Genomic DNA, 18,331 nt, shown 5'->3' with positions numbered 1-18,331 from the left:
GAATAAGATGAATAAAAATGAGATTTATAGAGGAATAATAAGCGATTATAGCCATGATGGAATGGGTATTTTAAAGATTAATAATTTTCCTATATTTATTGCAGATGTAATAGAGGGAGAAGAGGTTGAGGTTAAGATTATTAAAAGTAAAAAAAATCTTGCTTACGGAAAACTCATCAATTTAATAAAGTCTTCTGTTGAAAGGAGAGAAGTTATAGAAAAAAGTTCTGGTGCTAATCTTATGCATATGTCTTACAATGAACAACTTAAATTTAAAACAAGGCAAGTTAAGAATATCATGGATAAGATGTTAGGTAGAGGACTTATTGAAGTTTTAGATACGATTGGAATGGAAGATCCCTATCACTATAGAAATAAGTCAGTAGTTCCAGTTCAGAAAAAAGATGGATTTTTAAAGATGGGATATTATAGACCTAGAAGTCATGATGTAGTGGACACTAACAAATGTATTATCCAATTTGACGAGCATAATCATCTAACTAATGAGATAAGAAAAATTATTTCAGAATTAAATTTATCAGTTTACAATGAAGAAAAACATGAAGGTGCTATTAGACACATGATGTTTAGGACAAATACTGATAAGACTGAAATTATGGTGGCAATAATTGCTAAAGAAAAGTTTGCTGGACTAGATAAATTTGTAGAAAAAATTAAAGCATTAGATAAGAGAATAAAATCAATTATGTTAAATATTAATTCTAGAAAAACTAATGTAATTTTTGGAGAAGATACTTATACCTTATATGGACAGGACTATATTTCGGATGATCTAGATGGAATTAAATTTAATATATCATTAAGGTCTTTTTATCAAGTAAATCCTAAGCAAACAAAAAACCTATATCAAAAAGCAATAGACTTAGCAGACTTGAAAGAAGAGGATAATATAATTGATGCCTACTGCGGAATAGGAACGATTTCATTATTTGCAGCTAGAAAAGTTAATCAGGTTTATGGAATTGAGATTGTGAAAGCGGCAGTGGAAAATGCCAAAGAAAATGCTAGAAGCAATGGATTAAAAAATGTAGAATTTTTACTGGGTAAAAGTGAAGATAAGATAAAAGAACTTATTAATAAAGATGTTGAGATAGATGCAGTAATAATAGATCCGCCAAGAAAGGGATGTGAAGAATCCTTCTTACAAGATTTGGCAAAAATGAAAATTAAAAAAGTAGTCTATGTATCATGTAATCCAGCAAGTTTAGCAAGAGATATGAAAATAATGCAAGATTTGGGATACAGAGCTAGTCAAGTACAGCCAGTAGATATGTTTCCACAAACTCCGCATGTTGAGTGTGTAGTTTTGATGACAAAAACTAAAAGAAAGCCTTGAAATAAAGGCTTTTTAATATGAAGTAATATAAATTTTTAATCTATTAAATACATAGAATATTATGAAATTAGTAGGGTTGAGACTTTAATATAATTACTGGTATATAGAGTTATTAATATAGAAGGCAATATATAGATAGAGTACTATTATAATATTGGGGAAGAAATTAATGAGTATAATAGGTAGAATAAAGAAACTAAGATTAAAAAATAATTCTAAGAAGGCTTTTTAATTTTAATGCTACTCCCACGAAAGAAAATAAACGAAAAACTTCAGAAATAAATAATTATTTTCAGAAAGATAATTAAAATATATTAACTTCGATTAAAAATATTGCTACAATACAATTAACGAAAAAAATTAGCATTAAACTTATAATCAAAGTAATTTAGAGTGTTAAATTTCTCGGAAAGTAGAAAAGGAGGAATTAGAGATATGGTGGTTACTGAACTTTTTGAAAACAACAGATTTTTAGATACGCCTGTCACTGCAGATGCAATCTGATGTTGTTACTTCTGTACAACAGAGCTTCCAAAGAAGTTTTGAATACAAATCTAGAATTAATATTTAAATTTCTTTTGCAGGGTGAAATTTATGAAATTGATTTACAAAAGGAAAAGAAGGTTATAGCTAATGAAAAAATTTCAAGAAAATTTGATAACATTAGATATTATCAAGATGAATTGAATAAGTTGGTATGGAGAGGAATAGTTAATACTGATATTTTAGGAGATAATCTGAATTCTATTTCGTTGAACGATGTTCAATCAGTACTTTCTGAATTAACAAAAAGGGAGTACATGTCTATCTATTATGCTACTTCAGATATTTCAAAATCTGAAATTTTTTTTTCAAATTTGATAAATAAAAAAAACAAGATTTTTGAAAAACAATTTAATATAGAAAAACCCATATTATCAGACTTATTTTTAAGTGGAAATAGAAGTAAGGAAATAGAGGGAAATCCTGCTACAATGGTTTCTATTATTTACATGCTTGATGAAAAAATTGAAGAAAGAGCGTCCATTATATTATCGCTTATTTCTTTAGCTTTAGTGAACGGAACAAGTGGTTATTTATTCGATAAATTACGTAATAATTCATATAATTTATATTTCATAATAGCTAAAACATATTTTCAGTATTCATATCCATTTTTAGAAATTCAATATATATATAGTTCTAAAGAGGAAAATAATATTAAATCTTTAAATAATTTAATAATAGAATTAATTCAAGCAAAAAGTTTAGAGAATTATATTAAAAATAATATTACTAAGTTAAAGAAAAATTTGTTAGAAATTATTGAGTATCAAGTTAGTTCTAATACTATGAAGAGTTTTTTGATGTTCTTAGCTAAAGAACATCAAATTGGTAGAGATAATATGAACTTGAATAATACTAAGTCTATTATATATTCAATAAATGAAGAGGAAATAATATCTTTACTTAATCAAATGGTTGATAGAGAATGTAGCCAAATTGCTTTAATATAATTATAGGAGATGTTTTAACATGCTAGTCAATATAGATAGCTTAAGTTATTCATACGGAGATAAAACTATTCTGAAAAATATTAATTTTTCAGTAGAAAAAGGAGAGGTCCTTGCTCTAGTAGGAAAGAATGGTTCGGGGAAAACTACTATGTTAAATTGTATACAGGGAGTTAGAACAGACTACCAAGGTTCTTGTAAACTTTTTGGAAGAGAATCAAAAGAGAGAAATAGAGAATCTCTAAGACGTATAGGTGTTCAATTTCAGTCGAGTAGCTTTTTCAATAATATAAAAGTAGGAGAATTACTAGTATTTATTGCTTCCTTATACGATATAAACTTATCGACTAAAAATGCAGAAAGCCTATTAAGTATGGTTCATATGGAAGAATATCTTAATAACTATGTATCAGAGCTTTCTGGTGGACAAAAACAAAGAGTAAGTCTTGCGATATGCTTAATAAATAAACCAGAAGTAATATTTTTAGATGAACCAACCCTAGGTTTAGATATTCAAACCAAAAAAGAACTATGGAAACTAATAAAAAAACAAAAAGAACAAGGACAGACTATTGTCCTTACAACACATTATATCAATGAAATCAAGGATATCTGCGACCGCCTAATAATTATAAATGGTGGGGAGATTATCTTAAACAAGAGCCTAAATGATATAACAGAAGGATTTCCCTACAAGAAAAAAATTAGTCTAAATGCTAATAGATACAAAATTGAAGAATTAGTAAAATCTATGGAAGGTATTGAATATACAAAACTAGACGATGAGGAAATTATAATATATACAAAATCTTCAGCTCATATCTTAGATAAACTTGCAGACCACTTAGAAAGAAGTGTTAATGATTTAGAAGGACTTGTAATTGCAGATATAGAATTAGACGATATATTTCTTTTAAAAACAGGAGGAAGATTAAATGACTAGTTTTAAAACTATGGTAAAATCATTCTTTTTAATGGAGGCACGTAATAAACAATCACTAATAATGGGAACTATTTTTCCAATTGTTATGTTAATCTTTATGGGAATAGCAGGAAAAGGAGAAAGCAGGGGAGATATGTCATATATGGCTTACATACTTCCTGGAATATTAGGAATGTTTTACGCCTCAATAGGATTAATCGCATTTCCAATCATGCTATCTAGTTATAGAGAAAATGGTTTTCTAAAGTTCTTAAAAGTAACACCAATGAAAATCTCAAAAGTAATTTCTGCATTAATGACAACTCAAGTAGTCATAATGGCTATACAAACATTTCTACTTCTTGTGGTCTGTAATCTACTTTTAAAATTGGGATTAAAATTCCATTGGCAACACACTATATGGCTGACTATAATCCTATTACTTAGTTCATTGGCCTTAATATTGATAGGACTTAATATCAGTATACTAGTTAAGAATGTAAAAAATACTTCAACCTTTGGTAACTTGGCTAATTTAATTTTCACATTCCTAGGAGGAGCTTTCTTTCCAACGGATGTATGGCCAAAATTCTTACAACCCATAGTAGCCCTAAATCCAATCACACATATGGTTGCCATGTTAAGATCAACTTTGCTATTTGACGATTTTACAGTAGCCAATGGATTTAAATATGCCAGATTCTTAATACTTGTAATATGCCTAACGTTCTTTACAGCGTATAAAAAATTTTCATATGAAATGTAGCTTGGGATAATGCAAGTATCAAAGTTAGAGAAAACAAACAAAAGAAAACTACTTTAGTCAAAATGAGGCTAAAGTAGTTTTTTTATTTTTATAAAAGTTGCTAATGAAACAAACATTAAATATTTCAGAAATTTAAAAAAACATTCCCAGAATATTCTGGTAAAAATTACAAAAATTATATTTGCTTTTGATAGAATATATGGTAGAATTAAATCGAAATAAGGAGGGATAGTATGAGGAAAATGTACAGGAATTTAAAGAAAAGCCTTTAGAATATGTTGAGAAAAAAATAACGATACCATTAATGAGGGTGATGAAAGAAAATATTTAATGGAAACTTGCAATAAAAATAATATAAAATCAATTTTAGTTAATACAGATTACCTAACATCTTTTTATAACTTCCCTAATGATTCACCAATTACTCAGGTACCTTACTGTAATGTTGCTACGTATGGAGCGCAAAAAATAATCTATGAAACAGCCAAAAGGGTTTTGACTGGATTAGGCGGTGATGAAGTGCTATCGGGGACAAATTATTTTAATCATGATTTATTTTTTAGTGGACACATACTGAAAGCGTTCAGAAATATTGGTAATCTCTCTAGGAATAGACAAGAACCATTAATCTATAATATAAAAAAATACATACTATCCCCATTAAAGTCTAAAAATAAATATAGCTATGGAAGAAAAAAAGAAATTAAACGAATAAAAGAAAATTTATTACCAATGATTACGGAATATATTTCAGATGTAAATAATATAACAGTAAGACATCCATATTTAGATAGAGAATTGATTGAGTTTATGTTAAGTTTACCAGTTCAATATAAAATATCAAGAACAGGATATAAAAAATATTTATTGAGAATTGCAATGAAAGAGATTATACCAGATAGTATCTTAAATAGGCTAGATAAGACATCACATTTTGGAATAATATTTGGAATAATATATGGAGGATTAAAGAAAGAATGGTCAAAATTATCAAAAATTTTAAATAATGATAACTATCTAGAGTTTAAAAGAAAATATGGATTAGATAATTCTAATCTTGATGACATTAATTTTGATTTATGGGCAATGGGAAGAGATGGGAATGAACTAGCGTGGCCATTAGTGAGTATGATGATATGGGAATATAAGGTAGGTAAAAAATATGATAAATTTACAAAATATAAATAAAAAAATCGAGGATAGAATAATTATAGATAATTTGAATCTATCTGTAAAAAAAGGTGAATTTGTTGTAATAATGGGAAAGAGTGGTTCTGGAAAAAGTACCTTATTAAAACTTATAGGAGGTTTATTAAAATTAGATAGTGGTAGGATAATAATTGATAAAATGGAGATTTCCAAATTTGACACTAATAGATGGGCAGATTATAGATTAGAAAACATGGGAATAGTTTTTCAAGATTTTCAATTATTAGATGTTTTTACAACCTATGAAAATATTATTTTTCCTTCAAAAATACTAAAAAAAGAAAGTAATGATATTATAAAAAGTAAAGCAAATACATATATAAAAATGGCGAATCTTGTTAGAGAAAAAAATAAAAATATAAGAGAGTTATCGGGAGGAGAAAAACAAAGGGTTGCTTTTATTAGAGCTTTTATGAATAATCCAAAAATCATTTTGGCTGATGAACCAACAGGTTCATTAGATTATAAAAATTCTCAAATTTTGATAGATTTTATAAGTAAATCTATCAAAGAATTAGGGCAGACTATGATTATGGTTACTCATGATTCATATGTGGCCGCCAATGCAGATAAGGTATACTTTTTAAAAGATGGACAAATAATTTCAAAATTAGTCTTGGATAAATCATCTAATGAAAGACTAAATGAAAATATAGATTTAGTACAAAAAGAATTGTTGAAGATAACTACTTAGTCTAAGGTTGGAAAGATTATGATAAAAAAATATATTACAAATTCAGTAAAACTGAACAAAGATAAGAGTAAGATATTAATAGTTTCTTCAAGTATTAGTTTGATTTTATTATTAGTCTTTACTCTAATTTTCTATAGCTTAAGTGATGGATTAAAAAATAGAAACGATGAAAAATTTGGAGAATATGATTTACAAGTAGGATATATTGAAAAAAATATTTTTTTTGACAATGAAAAAATAAAAAATATACCTATTGCTTATGAAAAACTTAATATCTTGTTAGTCATGGGATTAGAGGATAATTCTACAATCTATGGTTTAGAAGATAATTCTATGGAATTAAGAAAATATCAAACTTTAAATGGAGAAAAAGTTTTAAAAAATAATAAAGTAATTATTAATAAAAATTATGCTGACAGATATAATCTTAATGTTGGAAATATTCTAACTTTGTATAATCAAGAATATCAAATTTCAGCTATTGTATCTAGCAATAGTCAAGATAGTTTGGCATCAAAAATTTTTATTAGTTTGACGGATATACAAGAAAATATAAATTTACATGAAAAAATAAACTTAATACAAGTAAAGACAAAAGAAAATAAAGAGAGTATAAAACAAATATTAAATGAACATTTTAATGATAAAAAATTAAAATATGATATTATGAAAAATAAAGAGCTGGATTATAAAAAAATCCAAATCTATACTCCCTTATTTTATATAATGCTAGTAGGAATGATATTAACATATATAATTTCTCTTTATGGAATCTCCAAAATAAGACTACAGTCGCGTTTAAATGAATTTACTATATTAAAAAGATTGGGTTTAAGTAATAAGCCTATATATAGAATATTTATTGGAGAAAATTCTTACTTAAGTTTAGTGGGATCACTGATAGGGATATTTTTATCAGCGATTATATATTTACTTTTTAATATTATTTTTCAAAAATTAGAAATTTCCTTTACGATGATATCATTTACAGTATTTATTCTATTCGCAATGATTTATTTAATATTAAATTTATTAATAGTTTCTATTATTACATTTAGTCTACTATTTAAAGAAAGAAATAGATATGTTGACGAGATTAAACTATCTCATAAAAAAGAAATAATCATTAAAACAAAAATAAAATTAAAAGTGGCAATTCTTCTTCTAAGCAATCTTATAATGTATATTCTATCATGGCTACTCGATAATGAATATGTAAAGTATGGAGCAATAGTGCTGTGTTTAATATCTTTGATTGTAGGATTTAAATACTTTTTTATAGCTTTATATAAATTGTCTGAAAATGAAAAATATTTTGTTATTTCATATCCTGTAAAATCTTTCGCAAATAATTATAAAAAATATTCAATACTTATGAAATTGATGACTCTATCAATAGTTTTGGTATTGTTGAGTTTTAACTATCTTAGCGTATTTTCAAGTAAGGTAAGAGAAAATATTTTAAATCAATTACCAGCAGATTATGTGATAACAAATTCTGACTCGAATAAAAGTGAAAATTTTATAAGTGAATTAGATTTTGGATATATAAAAAGTAAGGTAAAGGATAATGATTTAGTAAAGATAGACTATACAAAAAACTATAAAATAGCATCAAATCACAATTATAGTGATGATTGGATAAGGTTGAGTGAGAAATCAGGAGATATAGATGACATAGAAATTATAAAACTAGATTTAAAAAAGAGAAATGAACTAAGAGAATTCAATGTATTAGAAGGAAAATTGCTTGATGAAAACTTATCACATAATGAATTAGTTTTAAATAAAAAGTTAGCTGCATTATTAAATTTAAAATTAGGAGATAATTTAGAAATTAAAGATAAAATAAATGGTGAAATAAAAAACTATAAAATAGTTAGTATAATAGATAACCAATTTCATCCATTTAATCTTGTGCTTATAGCACCAAGTATATCTAGTATAGAAGCTTCAGATACCTTATCATTAGAAATATATAATATATCTGATGAAATTTATAAAGATCTTAGAACTTATGTAAGTTCCTATACAAGTTTAGAGGGAATCTATACGAAGGATATTATTAATGAAAATATACTATTCTATAATCTAATTTATTATGCTTTACTATTTTTGAATAATTTTATTTTGCTTATATTCGTGATAAATTTACTTAATTTAATGATTTTAAGTTTAGAAGAAAGAAAAACAGAAATTCAAATTTTAAGAAATATAGGCATTTCTTTAGAAAAAATAAAAAAACTAACAACAGGAGAGATATACATAGTTTTCTCTGGAATTATAATTTTTTCAATAATGATATATACATATAGTGCATTACTTTTATCCTTAACTTTAAAAGTAAATTTAATTTTTATGATTTACGGCGTGTTAATTTTATCTCTAATAGTTTTATTAATTATATATAAAACTATTTTCAAAAGATTTGTTTTTGATCATTAAGGGGAGATTACTTTTTATGGAAAAACATTATATAACGGAAGAATTAACAATAAAATAAGTATTGTATGAAGCAATAATGACCAGATAAATATTTGATAAGGTGTAAGAATAAGAAGTAAAAGAAATCTACACAAGAAAAACTAGCTTAGAGACAAAAATCTAGGCTAGTTTTTTTATTTATGAAAAAATTTACTAAAATATTAATAATTGTCCCTTAAGTATTGAGGGAGGATAAAATATGAAAGTGAAAAAATCAGAAAAAGTATTAAAAATTAAAAATAAAGAAAATATAAATATAAAAAATGAACTAATCTACATACTATCTCAAAAGATAATAGGAGATTTATTTATCTTAGGGGAAATAAGTTTAAAAGAATATAGAAAAATAAGGAAAGAGAATCAGAAAAAATTCAAACCATACCTATATAAAATAATGCCGTAAATATTTGATATATATGGACTTATAGGGCAATATACTAGTGAAAAGGAGGAATAGATTTGAGAAAAATTACTAAAACTGAAACAAAAGAAAAGGCAAAAGAGGTAAAAGTTGCGGCATACATAAGAGTATCCACAAAGTCTCTTGAGCAAGAAAATAGCTTTATAAATCAAAAAGAACATTTTGAAAGATTAATATCAAAACACAATAATTGGAAACTAGTAAAAATTTATTCAGATCAGGGGGTAAGTGGAACTAGTATAGATAAAATAGAAGGTTTGCAGGAACTAATAAAAGATAGTGAAGATAAAAATATAGATTTAGTAGTAACAAAATCAATAAGCAGATTAGCAAGAAATACTAGAGATTGTTTAAGTATTGTAAGAAAGTTACAAGAATTAGGTCTTGCTCTATACTTTGAAAAAGAAAATATAAATACACAAAGTATGGATGGAGAAGTCATGCTTACAATATTATCATCACTAGCTGAAGATGAATCAAGATCACACTCTAAGAATATAAAATAGTCAATAAAAAAGAGGTTTGAAACAGGCAGATATATAGTATCAACACCAGCCTTTGGATATAAAAAATATAAAGATAATATGATAATAAATGAAGAGGAGTCAAAGTATGTAGAAAAAATCTATGAATTATACTTACAGGGAATGGGGACTTGGTCCATAGAAAAATATTTAAACAAAAAATACCCTAATAAAAATCGGGAAAAAAGTTGGAAAGAAAGAACAATAACAGAAATACTTAAAAATATAAACTACACAGGAGATTTACTCCTTCAGAAAACATACACAGATGAAGACTACAAAACAAGGAAAAATAAAGGAGAGAGAGACCAATATCTAATAGAAAATCATCATCCAGCAATAATCTCAAAAGAAAAATTTGAAAAAGTTCAAAAACTAATTTAAGAAAATTCAGAAAAGAAAAGAAGTCATCTAAGTAAAGAAAAATATAAAGAAAGATATGAATTTTCAGGAAAGATAAAATGTAGTTCCTGCAGAAAAAGTTTTAAAAGAAGACATCACTATAATCCAAGCTACATAGCCTGGACTTGTTCAGGAAGAATAAAAGAGAAAGAAAAATGTACTATAAAATATATAAAAGATGAAGAGATATCAAAATTACGAGTTGCCGCATACTGCAGAGTATCAACAGATACAGAAGAACAAGCAAGTAGTTACGAAATGCAGATAGAACACTACACAAACTACATAAAAAATAATCCCAAATGGTAACTAGCAGGAATATACGCAGATTATGGAATAAGTGGAACTAATACAAAAAAACGAGAAGAATTTAATAGAATGACTACTGAATGCAAAAAAGGAAATATAGATTTAATAATAACAAAATCAATAAGTAGATTTGCCAGAAATACACTAGACCGTTTAAAATACATAAGAGAATTAAAATCATTAAATATATCAGTATACTTTGAAAAAGAAAACATAAACACAAATGATGCAAAAGGAGAAGTATTACTTACAATAATGGCATCATTAGCTCAACAAGAAAGTCAATCCCTATCACAAAACGTAAAACTAGGCCTGCAGTATAGATTTCAAAAAGGAGAAGTAATGTTTAATCGTAACAGATACCTAGGATATACGAAAGACGAAACTGGAAAATTAGTAATAAAAAAAGAAGAAGCAGAAGTAGTAAAAAGAATATATAGAGAATACTTAGAGGGAAAGAGTTGGGCAAAAATTAAAGAAAACTTAGAAAAAGATAAAATAAAAAATGGAATGCGTCTAACATAAAACAAATACTAACAAATGAGAAATATATGGGAGATGCATTACTGCAAAAAACATATACAGTTGACTTTTTAAATAAGAAAAGGATAAAGAATGATGGAGCAGTTCCTCAGTATTATGTTGAAAATAGCCATGAAGCTATAATTCCAAAAGATATATTTTTGCAGGTGCAGGAGCAGTTAAAGAAAAGATCTAGTAAAAATAAAAGATGCCATAGCTCATTATATGTATTAACCAATAAAGTGAAATGTTCTAACTGCGGGAATATATATAGAAGAGTAACTTGGAAAAATAGAGGACAAAAAGAAGTAGTATGGAGATGTTTAACAAGAATAGAAAAAGGTCCAGAATCATGTCACGCAGAAACAATAAAAGAAGAAATCCTTCATAATAAAATATTAGAAGCGATAAATAACTATTCAATAAATCAAAAAGAACTACTAGGAACATTACAAAAGAATATAGAATCGGTTTTAGGAGAAGATAGTAAAAAAGAAATTGAAAAGTTAGAAGAAAAAATGTATATTTTACAAAATGAGCTAGTGGATTTTGCGAAGAAAGGAAAAGATTACGCTGAACCAGAGAAAGAGCTAAGGGAACTGCGAACTCAAAAACAAAACATAATATTAAAATCAGAAAACAGAAGAAATATTGATATAAGACTAAGGGTTATACAAGAATATTTAGAAGAGATAGGAAATCAAGGTATAACAGAATATAGTGATGATTTGGTTAAAAGACTAATAGATAAAATAGAAATAAATAGAGAAAAACTTACTGTAGAATTTAAAGATAGTAAGATAATAAGCATATAAAGATATATAAAACTTTATATGCTTTTTTGTATTGAAATAATATTGAATATGATATAATGTAAAATAAAATTTTATCATTGATATTGTTAGATTAAAAATATGGAATTAGCTACACTAAATAAAATAAATAGGAGAAAAAAGTGACGAATTTATCATTTAATATTTACAAATTTACCTTAGAATTTTTAAAAGAAAATCGGAAGAAATTCACAACACGAGAAAAATGGGGGATATTTTTTACAATAGTCTTTTTTATATCATATATATATTTTATTTTTAGCATAAAGGCTAGCAATATTAATGAAGATAAAATTGACAGTATTATATCAGGTTTTATAATGTTTATTTCGCTAATTACTCTTGCTATATTGTTTAATCGTTCGAGAGACACTAAGACGATACTAATTGAATATAAAAATAAATATAAAAAGTATTATAGTGCCTTTGATAACGAATATAAAATCCTTGAACCTAAGAAATCTTTTAAAAGACTTATTGAACACACGGTAACAGAATTAGAAGATGAAATTAAAATTATAATAAATATAAATAGAAATAGAGTAGATAAGCTAGTAGCTATATTAACACCTGTACCGTTTATAATTGTTTACATAAGAAATTCAGAGGATTTCACCCAAACGCTCCCATACATAATAGTGATACTTTTAGTAACTGCTATATTTATAATTGAAATTTATAAGCGAATAGAATTTCCAATTTTTAATAATACAAGTAACCTAAAAGATAAACAAAATGTATATAGATATTTGAAAGAAGTTTTAGAGTATAAAAACATGAAATTAGAGCGAAAATTAAAAAAACAAAAAAAGTTAAAGAAATTCAAACCAGATTTTAAAGAAGATGTAGTAAGGAACATGAAATATAAATTATTATATATTAAAAAGAAGAAAGGGATTTTGGAAACATGTAATGTCTGCTGGGGTGGCTATATCTATATAAAAGACTCCAATAGAAAAAAGCATAGAATCCTTTGGGGATTAATAGAATTTATATCAGATATATAATTTAAGAACAATAATTGATAAAAAATATTAGGAGGGCATATAAAATTTATATGCTTTTTCTTTACAGCTGAAATGATATAAAAATAGACTAAATATATAAGAGGATCAAAAGTGGATATCAGGAAATTTTACTTAGACAATATTGATGAACAAGAATATTATTATAAATTTTATACTATGATTGCAGAAATAGAAAAAACCTTCGAGATATATGATGCAGAGGAAGCAATTATTCAATTTAAAAAATTGTGTCAGCCAGAGATGATGTTTGAGACAGCTGAGAACAAATGCTTGTTTTATCTTCTAATATATTACTTATATAAATTAGGATATGAAATACAAGAATTTCCTAGACTATTTGCTAGACCACCAGAAGAACCTCTTGATTTTGTATATACTGATATACGTAATAGACTTATAAAAGAAAATAGAGATGATAATCTTACTGTATGGTATGCGAAACGAAAATTGTATATTGAAGAATTAAAATTTGTTCAAAAAATATTAATGTAGATATTGAAGAGTCTCTTAAACAGAAATTTATTGAAATATCTACTCGTCAGGCATCTTTTGAAGAAATGTCAATGGATGAGAGATTATCAGAAATAGCTAATTTAATCGAGAATTTATTAAAATAAAGAAGGGAAATTTGTAGAGTTGGATTACTCAGAAATATGTATGGAATTTATTTCTGATGAGAGTATAAAAATATTTAGAAAAAAACTACATTGTTTTAGGCATGCAACAGTGCTGCATTAGTAGAAAGAAATAGTTATACAGAGAAGCAAAAAGAATTTTTGATTGATTATGGATTAATAATAATTAAAGTGATTAATTATTCATTAAAAAGAGATGTTTGAAGTATAATAAAATATGTTATATAAAATTGTAAAAATCAGGAGGCACTAGTAATGAATCGAACACAAGAAAGTTTAAAATATTATTTAGGGGTAACCTTAGTTGATATTGGAGTCGAAATAGTAAAAAACGGAATAATTTTTGAAAGCCAATTTGAAAAACTAGGTTCAAAAACATGTAAAACATATTGTAGTGAAATAGTGGAGGCATTAAAAGAAATAGCAAATAAAGATATTGGGTATGGATATGATAATAAAACTAAACACTTTTATTTTTATGATAAAAATAAATATAGTTATGAAGAAGCCTTTGAGGAATCTGTAAAATTTCAATCAGATAAAGAGAAGATGATTAAATAGGATAAGTTAGTATTGTTGCGAGGTTAGAGGTTAAATTTATTTATGGCAAAATACAATAGAAGATATATGGAAATTGAAGAGAACTGGGAAAATCAAATAGTTTTTCTAAAAACGTCTATTAAAACTTTTGATGATGGGAACATTAACGAAGCGATTAGATTAGCTCAGACACTGAGAGTTATGTTTCATGAAACTAATAAATCTAAGTCGATTTATAATTTATTAAATTATAAATTATATTTTAAGTCTTTGAGTGATTTATATTTACCAACAAATTTTGTAAGTACTTGGATATTATTAGCTGTACAATCAGATAATGAGGGAGTGAGATTCATACCTAATTTTGATCCACCCAAAAGGATGTTTTATTATGACTTTGAAGATTGGTGGAATCAAGTTATTTTCGATGATAAAAGAATGTATTTTCTCGAAAAGACATAGTTTTATATGTTGCTAATAAAGAAGGGGGAGCACATCTAGATGTTGAGTTACCCAAGAAATATGCAAATTTAGTAAAATATAATTCTTTAGGAATAACGACTTATAATGGAGTAAAAATTGAAAATAATCCAGTTTATGTAGCTTTAAGGGTAATTGGACAAGAAGTAATAGATTATTGTAATTTAAATAAATCTACACCTTTGAAAAGGAATATGATTTATCCTAAAAGAAAGTTTGAAGTAAGATTTTTCTATGATAGTATTACGAGGTTTACGTGGTCTTCTACTGATATTATTTCTTCACAAGAAACCACGGAAGTAGTAAGATTATTTGAATTTGAAAAAAGAAATTTATACTCTATATATTTTAATGACGTTAGGATAGAATATGTTGGAAAAGGGTAGACACATTTCCTCATACAAGAAAAGTTAATGTCATCTATACTAGTAACTTAATTCATGTTGAGTGTGTAGTGTTGATGACAATAAACTAAAAGAAAATTTAGAACGAAAGTATTATAAAAGCCTTGGAGACGAGGCTTTTTAGTTGAAGCTAGCAGAGTACTTTAAGACGGTAGCTAAAAGACTGCCTGTGAAGCAACTAGCCTTACTTGTAATAACAAAATAGGTATTGTATAATATCCTTAAAGATTACTACAGATATAGTGTAAATAAATACCTAAAATAGTAAATAAAGGAGAAAAAATGATAAGGAGAGCAAACTCACAGGATTTACCTTCTATTCTAGAGATATATGAAATAGCAAGAAAATTTATGGCTGATAATGGAAATTCATCCCAATGGGGAGCCACATACCCATCTGAAGAGATTCTTAAAAATGACATTGAAAAACAACAACTTTATGTTTATGTAAAACAAGATTTAATTCGTGGAGTATTTGCTTTTATTCCAGGAAAAGATTCCTCTTATGAGAATATAGAGAATGGTTCTTGGAGGTCTGATTCCCCTTATAGTGCAATTCACAGAATCGCAAGCGATGGAATAGAAAAAGGTATATTTACAAAATGCATTAATTATTGCAAGGAACAAAGCCCCCACCTTAGAATTGATACTCACGAGAATAATGAAGTCATGAAATATTTGATTCAAAAAAATGGATTTATGAAATGTGGAACTGTATATTTACAGGATAAAACTCAACGAATTGCCTTTGATTATCTTAAGGTGCTATAGGACAATTATAAAAATCATATATGAAAGTCATAAGGGTTTATAGCCTTTATGATTTTTGTTTTATTAAAAGAAGAATGATGAGGAGAACTTAGAAATAGGTAACTTTAACTAAGAAAGATTTTTTATTTAACGATAGGGAAAAATTTACGAAGAAATACTCTATTAATATCAGTCAAATCTAGGATAGAAAGCGGCTGAAAAAGTAGATTTGAAAATATAAAAGCATTGAAAATATCTTGAATTTTCGGTGTGTGATAATTAGAAGATAAAGGAGAAAAAGATGATTGAGTATAGGAATGTGTCACTGACCTCTTCGGTCAATGGATTCATATTAAATGATTTGAATTTTACTATAAAAGAAGGAGAATTTTTCGTTTTGATTGGTCCAAGTGGTAGTGGAAAAACTACGACTCTTAAGCTGCTTAACCGCCTAATTGAACAAACGGATGGCGATATATTTTTTCAAAATAAGCGTCTGAAGGATTATGATCTAAGGAAATTACGTCTGGAAACGGGCTATGTTTTGCAACAGATTGCCCTCTTTCCTAATTTGACAGTAGCTGAAAATATTGCCCTTATTCCTGAGATGAAAGGTATGAGCAAAGATGAAACTTTAGCAAAAACGCGTCAGCTTTTGGACAAGGTTGGATTAGATCCTGAACAATATTTATCGCGCATGCCTCAAGATTTATCAGGAGGGGAACGTCAACGTGTTAGTATTCTTCGTGCCATTATTGCTAATCCAAAGCTTTTATTGATGGACGAACCTTTCTCGGCTCTTGATCCTATCAGCAAGACTCAGCTTCAAGATTTGATTAAGGATTTACATGAGGAATTTGCTATGACAATAGTCTTTGTTACCCACGATATGGACGAGGCGGTCAAACTGGCAGACCGTATCTGTTTAATGAAGGCAGGACAAGTGGTTCAATTAGGGACACCTGAGGAGTTAAGTAAGCAGCCTACTAATGATTTTGTCAGCGAGTTTATAAAAAATAGAGGAGGTGTATAATGGATCAGTTGATTACAAGTTTTTTAGAACGTAAGGAGGACTGGCTGATCGCCCTCTTTGAACACCTGAGGATCTCTCTACTTGCTTTGATTATTGCTATAGTCATTGCGGTACCACTTGGTTTAGTCTTGTCAAACAATAGAAAGCTGAGTGAGTGGAGCTTGCAAGTAACAGGAGTTTTTCAGACAATTCCTTCTTTAGCGCTCTTGGGACTATTCATACCTTTTATGGGTATTGGAACCTTGCCTGCGGTAGTGGCCTTAGTCATATATGCTATTTTTCCTATTTTACAGGGAACAATGACTGGTCTTTCGGAAATTGATCCTTCACTAAAAGAGGCGGCAACTGCTTTTGGAATGACCAAACTTGAAAAACTTCGTAAATTTGAGTTGGCTCTGGCTATGCCTATCCTCATGGCAGGTATTCGAACGGCATCCATTATGATTATCGGAACAGCAACTCTTGCGGCCTTGGTCGGTGCAGGAGGTCTAGGTTCCTTTATTCTCCTAGGGATTGACCGAAATGATTCGGCTCTGATTTTGATTGGGGCACTATCGTCGGCTATTTTGGCTATTCTTTTTGGTTCTATCATCAAGTTTTTGCAGGATAAGAAGCCAAGGAGTATTTTGTTGGCTCTTTTGTTAGCACTCTTTGCTGTCGGAGCTAGCTATATCCCGCTTAATCAGAGTCAACCTAAAAAACTACTTATTGCTGGAAAATTGGGGGCGGAACCAGAAATTCTTATTAATCTTTATAAACTCTTGATTGAGGAAAAGACGGATATATCTGTTGAACTTAAGCCAAATTTTGGTAAAACATCCTTTCTCTATGAGGCTCTCAAATCGGGATCTATTGATATATATCCAGAATTTTCAGGAACCATTACGACTACGCTTTTGAACAATCCTCCGGCAGCTTTATCCAAGAGTCCTGAGGAAGTCTACAACTATGCTAAGAATGAGATATTGGCACAGGATGGACTGGTTTATTTGAAACCAACAGCCTTTCAAGATACCTATGCTTTAGCAGTTAGGGAGGATTATGCTAGTGCAAAGGGGATTGAGAGCATTTCAGATTTGGCTAAGCTGCAATCGTCAGCTATTGCAGGATTTTCTTTGGAGTTTAACGACCGAGAAGATGGCAATATTGGTCTACGAAAGAATTATGGTCTTAATCTTAATGTCAAAACTATGGAACCTGCCTTACGTTATGAAGCCATAAAAAATAATGAGGTGCAGATTGTAGATGTTTATTCGACAGATAGTAAGTTGGTAAGTTATGAACTCAAAGTTCTTGAGGACGACAAAAAACTCTTTCCACCTTATCAAGCTGCTCCCTTATTGTCTCAAAAAACGCTGGAGAAATATCCAGAACTTGAATCGGTTCTCAGCCAACTAGAGGGCAAGATTAATACTGAAGAGATGACTCGGATGAACTATGCGGTTGATGTGGAAGGCAAATCAGCAGAAACAGTAGCACGTGAGTATTTGAAGAAAGAAAACTTAATAAAATAAGGAGCAATATT

Annotated in this window: 20 protein-coding genes and 1 pseudogene; all 21 read left to right on the top strand. The window is 27.9% G+C overall.

Annotation, left to right across the window (positions count from 1 at the left end):
- The first annotated feature begins 7 nt into the window (after window positions 1-7).
- The 21 genes and pseudogenes from rlmD (at window position 8) to HZY82_RS05640 (ending at window position 18,320) form a co-directional block, all read left to right on the top strand.
- Window positions 8-1,357, top strand: coding sequence for a 23S rRNA (uracil(1939)-C(5))-methyltransferase RlmD (gene rlmD, locus HZY82_RS05740; RefSeq protein ID WP_179938984.1), 1,350 nt, complete (start codon window positions 8-10; stop codon window positions 1,355-1,357).
- A 503-nt stretch (window positions 1,358-1,860) separates the two neighbouring features.
- Window positions 1,861-2,853: an insulinase family protein gene (locus tag HZY82_RS05735; RefSeq protein WP_179938982.1), complete on the top strand. Its 993-nt coding sequence runs from the start codon at window positions 1,861-1,863 to the stop codon at window positions 2,851-2,853.
- A 19-nt stretch (window positions 2,854-2,872) separates the two neighbouring features.
- Entirely contained in the window at window positions 2,873-3,793 is a 921-nt protein-coding gene (locus HZY82_RS05730) for an ABC transporter ATP-binding protein (protein ID WP_179938980.1), read from the top strand.
- Entirely contained in the window at window positions 3,786-4,538 is a 753-nt protein-coding gene (locus HZY82_RS05725) for an ABC transporter permease (RefSeq protein ID WP_179938978.1), read from the top strand. The genes HZY82_RS05730 and HZY82_RS05725 overlap by 8 nt, the downstream gene beginning before the upstream one ends.
- Before the next feature lie 330 nt (window positions 4,539-4,868).
- Window positions 4,869-5,726 (top strand): asparagine synthase C-terminal domain-containing protein, encoded by an 858-nt coding sequence (locus tag HZY82_RS05720; RefSeq protein ID WP_179938975.1) that lies wholly within the window; start codon window positions 4,869-4,871, stop codon window positions 5,724-5,726.
- Window positions 5,701-6,441 carry an ABC transporter ATP-binding protein gene (locus tag HZY82_RS05715; RefSeq protein ID WP_135155994.1) on the top strand — a complete coding sequence of 247 codons (741 nt, stop codon included), beginning with the start codon at window positions 5,701-5,703 and terminating at the stop codon, window positions 6,439-6,441. The genes HZY82_RS05720 and HZY82_RS05715 overlap by 26 nt, the downstream gene beginning before the upstream one ends.
- 18 nt (window positions 6,442-6,459) lie before the next feature.
- On the top strand, window positions 6,460-8,886 hold the full coding sequence (locus tag HZY82_RS05710; protein WP_179938973.1) for an ABC transporter permease: 2,427 nt from the start codon (window positions 6,460-6,462) through the stop codon (window positions 8,884-8,886).
- A gap of 238 nt (window positions 8,887-9,124) precedes the next feature.
- The gene (locus HZY82_RS05705) at window positions 9,125-9,328 is read left to right on the top strand and encodes an SHOCT domain-containing protein (RefSeq protein ID WP_179938971.1); all 204 of its coding nucleotides are present in this window, start codon (window positions 9,125-9,127) and stop codon (window positions 9,326-9,328) included.
- Between the two features lie 56 nt (window positions 9,329-9,384).
- On the top strand, window positions 9,385-9,852 hold the full coding sequence (locus HZY82_RS05700) for a recombinase family protein (protein WP_179938969.1): 468 nt from the start codon (window positions 9,385-9,387) through the stop codon (window positions 9,850-9,852).
- Window positions 9,853-9,930: 78 nt separating this feature from the next.
- Complete coding sequence (locus tag HZY82_RS05695) at window positions 9,931-10,254, top strand: recombinase family protein (protein ID WP_135155998.1); 324 nt, start codon at window positions 9,931-9,933, stop codon at window positions 10,252-10,254.
- 72 nt (window positions 10,255-10,326) lie between these two features.
- A complete protein-coding gene (locus HZY82_RS06705; protein ID WP_135156188.1) occupies window positions 10,327-10,581 on the top strand; it encodes a recombinase zinc ribbon domain-containing protein in 255 nt (84 codons plus the stop codon).
- Between the two features lie 69 nt (window positions 10,582-10,650).
- Window positions 10,651-11,234, top strand: a pseudogene (locus HZY82_RS05685) (recombinase family protein); the annotation flags it as partial.
- 36 nt (window positions 11,235-11,270) lie between these two features.
- The gene (locus HZY82_RS05680) at window positions 11,271-11,918 is read left to right on the top strand and encodes a recombinase zinc ribbon domain-containing protein (protein ID WP_368667372.1); all 648 of its coding nucleotides are present in this window, start codon (window positions 11,271-11,273) and stop codon (window positions 11,916-11,918) included.
- Window positions 11,919-12,058: 140 nt separating this feature from the next.
- The gene (locus tag HZY82_RS05675) at window positions 12,059-12,943 is read left to right on the top strand and encodes a hypothetical protein (protein ID WP_135156001.1); all 885 of its coding nucleotides are present in this window, start codon (window positions 12,059-12,061) and stop codon (window positions 12,941-12,943) included.
- 111 nt (window positions 12,944-13,054) lie between these two features.
- A complete protein-coding gene (locus HZY82_RS06565) occupies window positions 13,055-13,456 on the top strand; it encodes a hypothetical protein (protein ID WP_218925256.1) in 402 nt (133 codons plus the stop codon).
- A 398-nt stretch (window positions 13,457-13,854) separates the two neighbouring features.
- Window positions 13,855-14,160, top strand: coding sequence for a hypothetical protein (locus tag HZY82_RS05665; RefSeq protein ID WP_135156002.1), 306 nt, complete (start codon window positions 13,855-13,857; stop codon window positions 14,158-14,160).
- Between the two features lie 42 nt (window positions 14,161-14,202).
- Window positions 14,203-14,601: a hypothetical protein gene (locus HZY82_RS05660; protein WP_135156003.1), complete on the top strand. Its 399-nt coding sequence runs from the start codon at window positions 14,203-14,205 to the stop codon at window positions 14,599-14,601.
- Between the two features lie 212 nt (window positions 14,602-14,813).
- Window positions 14,814-15,005, top strand: a complete 192-nt coding sequence (locus HZY82_RS05655; RefSeq protein ID WP_135156004.1) for a hypothetical protein — start codon at window positions 14,814-14,816, stop codon at window positions 15,003-15,005.
- Window positions 15,006-15,305: 300 nt separating this feature from the next.
- Window positions 15,306-15,794 (top strand): N-acetyltransferase, encoded by a 489-nt coding sequence (locus tag HZY82_RS05650; protein ID WP_135156005.1) that lies wholly within the window; start codon window positions 15,306-15,308, stop codon window positions 15,792-15,794.
- A 280-nt stretch (window positions 15,795-16,074) separates the two neighbouring features.
- Window positions 16,075-16,806, top strand: a complete 732-nt coding sequence (locus HZY82_RS05645) for an ATP-binding cassette domain-containing protein (protein WP_135156006.1) — start codon at window positions 16,075-16,077, stop codon at window positions 16,804-16,806.
- The gene (locus HZY82_RS05640; protein ID WP_179938963.1) at window positions 16,806-18,320 is read left to right on the top strand and encodes an ABC transporter permease/substrate-binding protein; all 1,515 of its coding nucleotides are present in this window, start codon (window positions 16,806-16,808) and stop codon (window positions 18,318-18,320) included. The genes HZY82_RS05645 and HZY82_RS05640 overlap by 1 nt, the downstream gene beginning before the upstream one ends.
- Window positions 18,321-18,331: the final 11 nt, after the last annotated feature.

Source organism: Gemella sp. GL1, from assembly GCF_013415365.1.
Lineage (GTDB): Bacteria > Bacillota > Bacilli > Staphylococcales > Gemellaceae > Gemelliphila.
The sequence above is the reverse complement of the archived record's forward strand: the minus strand, read 5'-3'. Positions and strand labels throughout refer to the sequence as shown.

Bases quoted from the DNA above. Each gene is read 5' to 3' on its own strand.
- rlmD (WP_179938984.1), top strand. From the start codon at position 8: ATGAATAAAAATGAGATTTATAGAGGAATAATAAGCGATTATAGCCAT.
- HZY82_RS05735 (WP_179938982.1), top strand. From the start codon at position 1,861: ATGTTGTTACTTCTGTACAACAGAGCTTCCAAAGAAGTTTTGAATACA.
- HZY82_RS05730 (WP_179938980.1), top strand. From the start codon at position 2,873: ATGCTAGTCAATATAGATAGCTTAAGTTATTCATACGGAGATAAAACT.
- HZY82_RS05725 (WP_179938978.1), top strand. From the start codon at position 3,786: ATGACTAGTTTTAAAACTATGGTAAAATCATTCTTTTTAATGGAGGCA.
- HZY82_RS05720 (WP_179938975.1), top strand. From the start codon at position 4,869: ATGGAAACTTGCAATAAAAATAATATAAAATCAATTTTAGTTAATACA.
- HZY82_RS05715 (WP_135155994.1), top strand. From the start codon at position 5,701: ATGATAAATTTACAAAATATAAATAAAAAAATCGAGGATAGAATAATT.
- HZY82_RS05710 (WP_179938973.1), top strand. From the start codon at position 6,460: ATGATAAAAAAATATATTACAAATTCAGTAAAACTGAACAAAGATAAG.
- HZY82_RS05705 (WP_179938971.1), top strand. From the start codon at position 9,125: ATGAAAGTGAAAAAATCAGAAAAAGTATTAAAAATTAAAAATAAAGAA.
- HZY82_RS05695 (WP_135155998.1), top strand. From the start codon at position 9,931: ATGATAATAAATGAAGAGGAGTCAAAGTATGTAGAAAAAATCTATGAA.
- HZY82_RS05665 (WP_135156002.1), top strand. From the start codon at position 13,855: ATGAATCGAACACAAGAAAGTTTAAAATATTATTTAGGGGTAACCTTA.
- HZY82_RS05660 (WP_135156003.1), top strand. From the start codon at position 14,203: ATGGCAAAATACAATAGAAGATATATGGAAATTGAAGAGAACTGGGAA.
- HZY82_RS05655 (WP_135156004.1), top strand. From the start codon at position 14,814: ATGATTTATCCTAAAAGAAAGTTTGAAGTAAGATTTTTCTATGATAGT.
- HZY82_RS05650 (WP_135156005.1), top strand. From the start codon at position 15,306: ATGATAAGGAGAGCAAACTCACAGGATTTACCTTCTATTCTAGAGATA.
- HZY82_RS05645 (WP_135156006.1), top strand. From the start codon at position 16,075: ATGATTGAGTATAGGAATGTGTCACTGACCTCTTCGGTCAATGGATTC.
- HZY82_RS05640 (WP_179938963.1), top strand. From the start codon at position 16,806: ATGGATCAGTTGATTACAAGTTTTTTAGAACGTAAGGAGGACTGGCTG.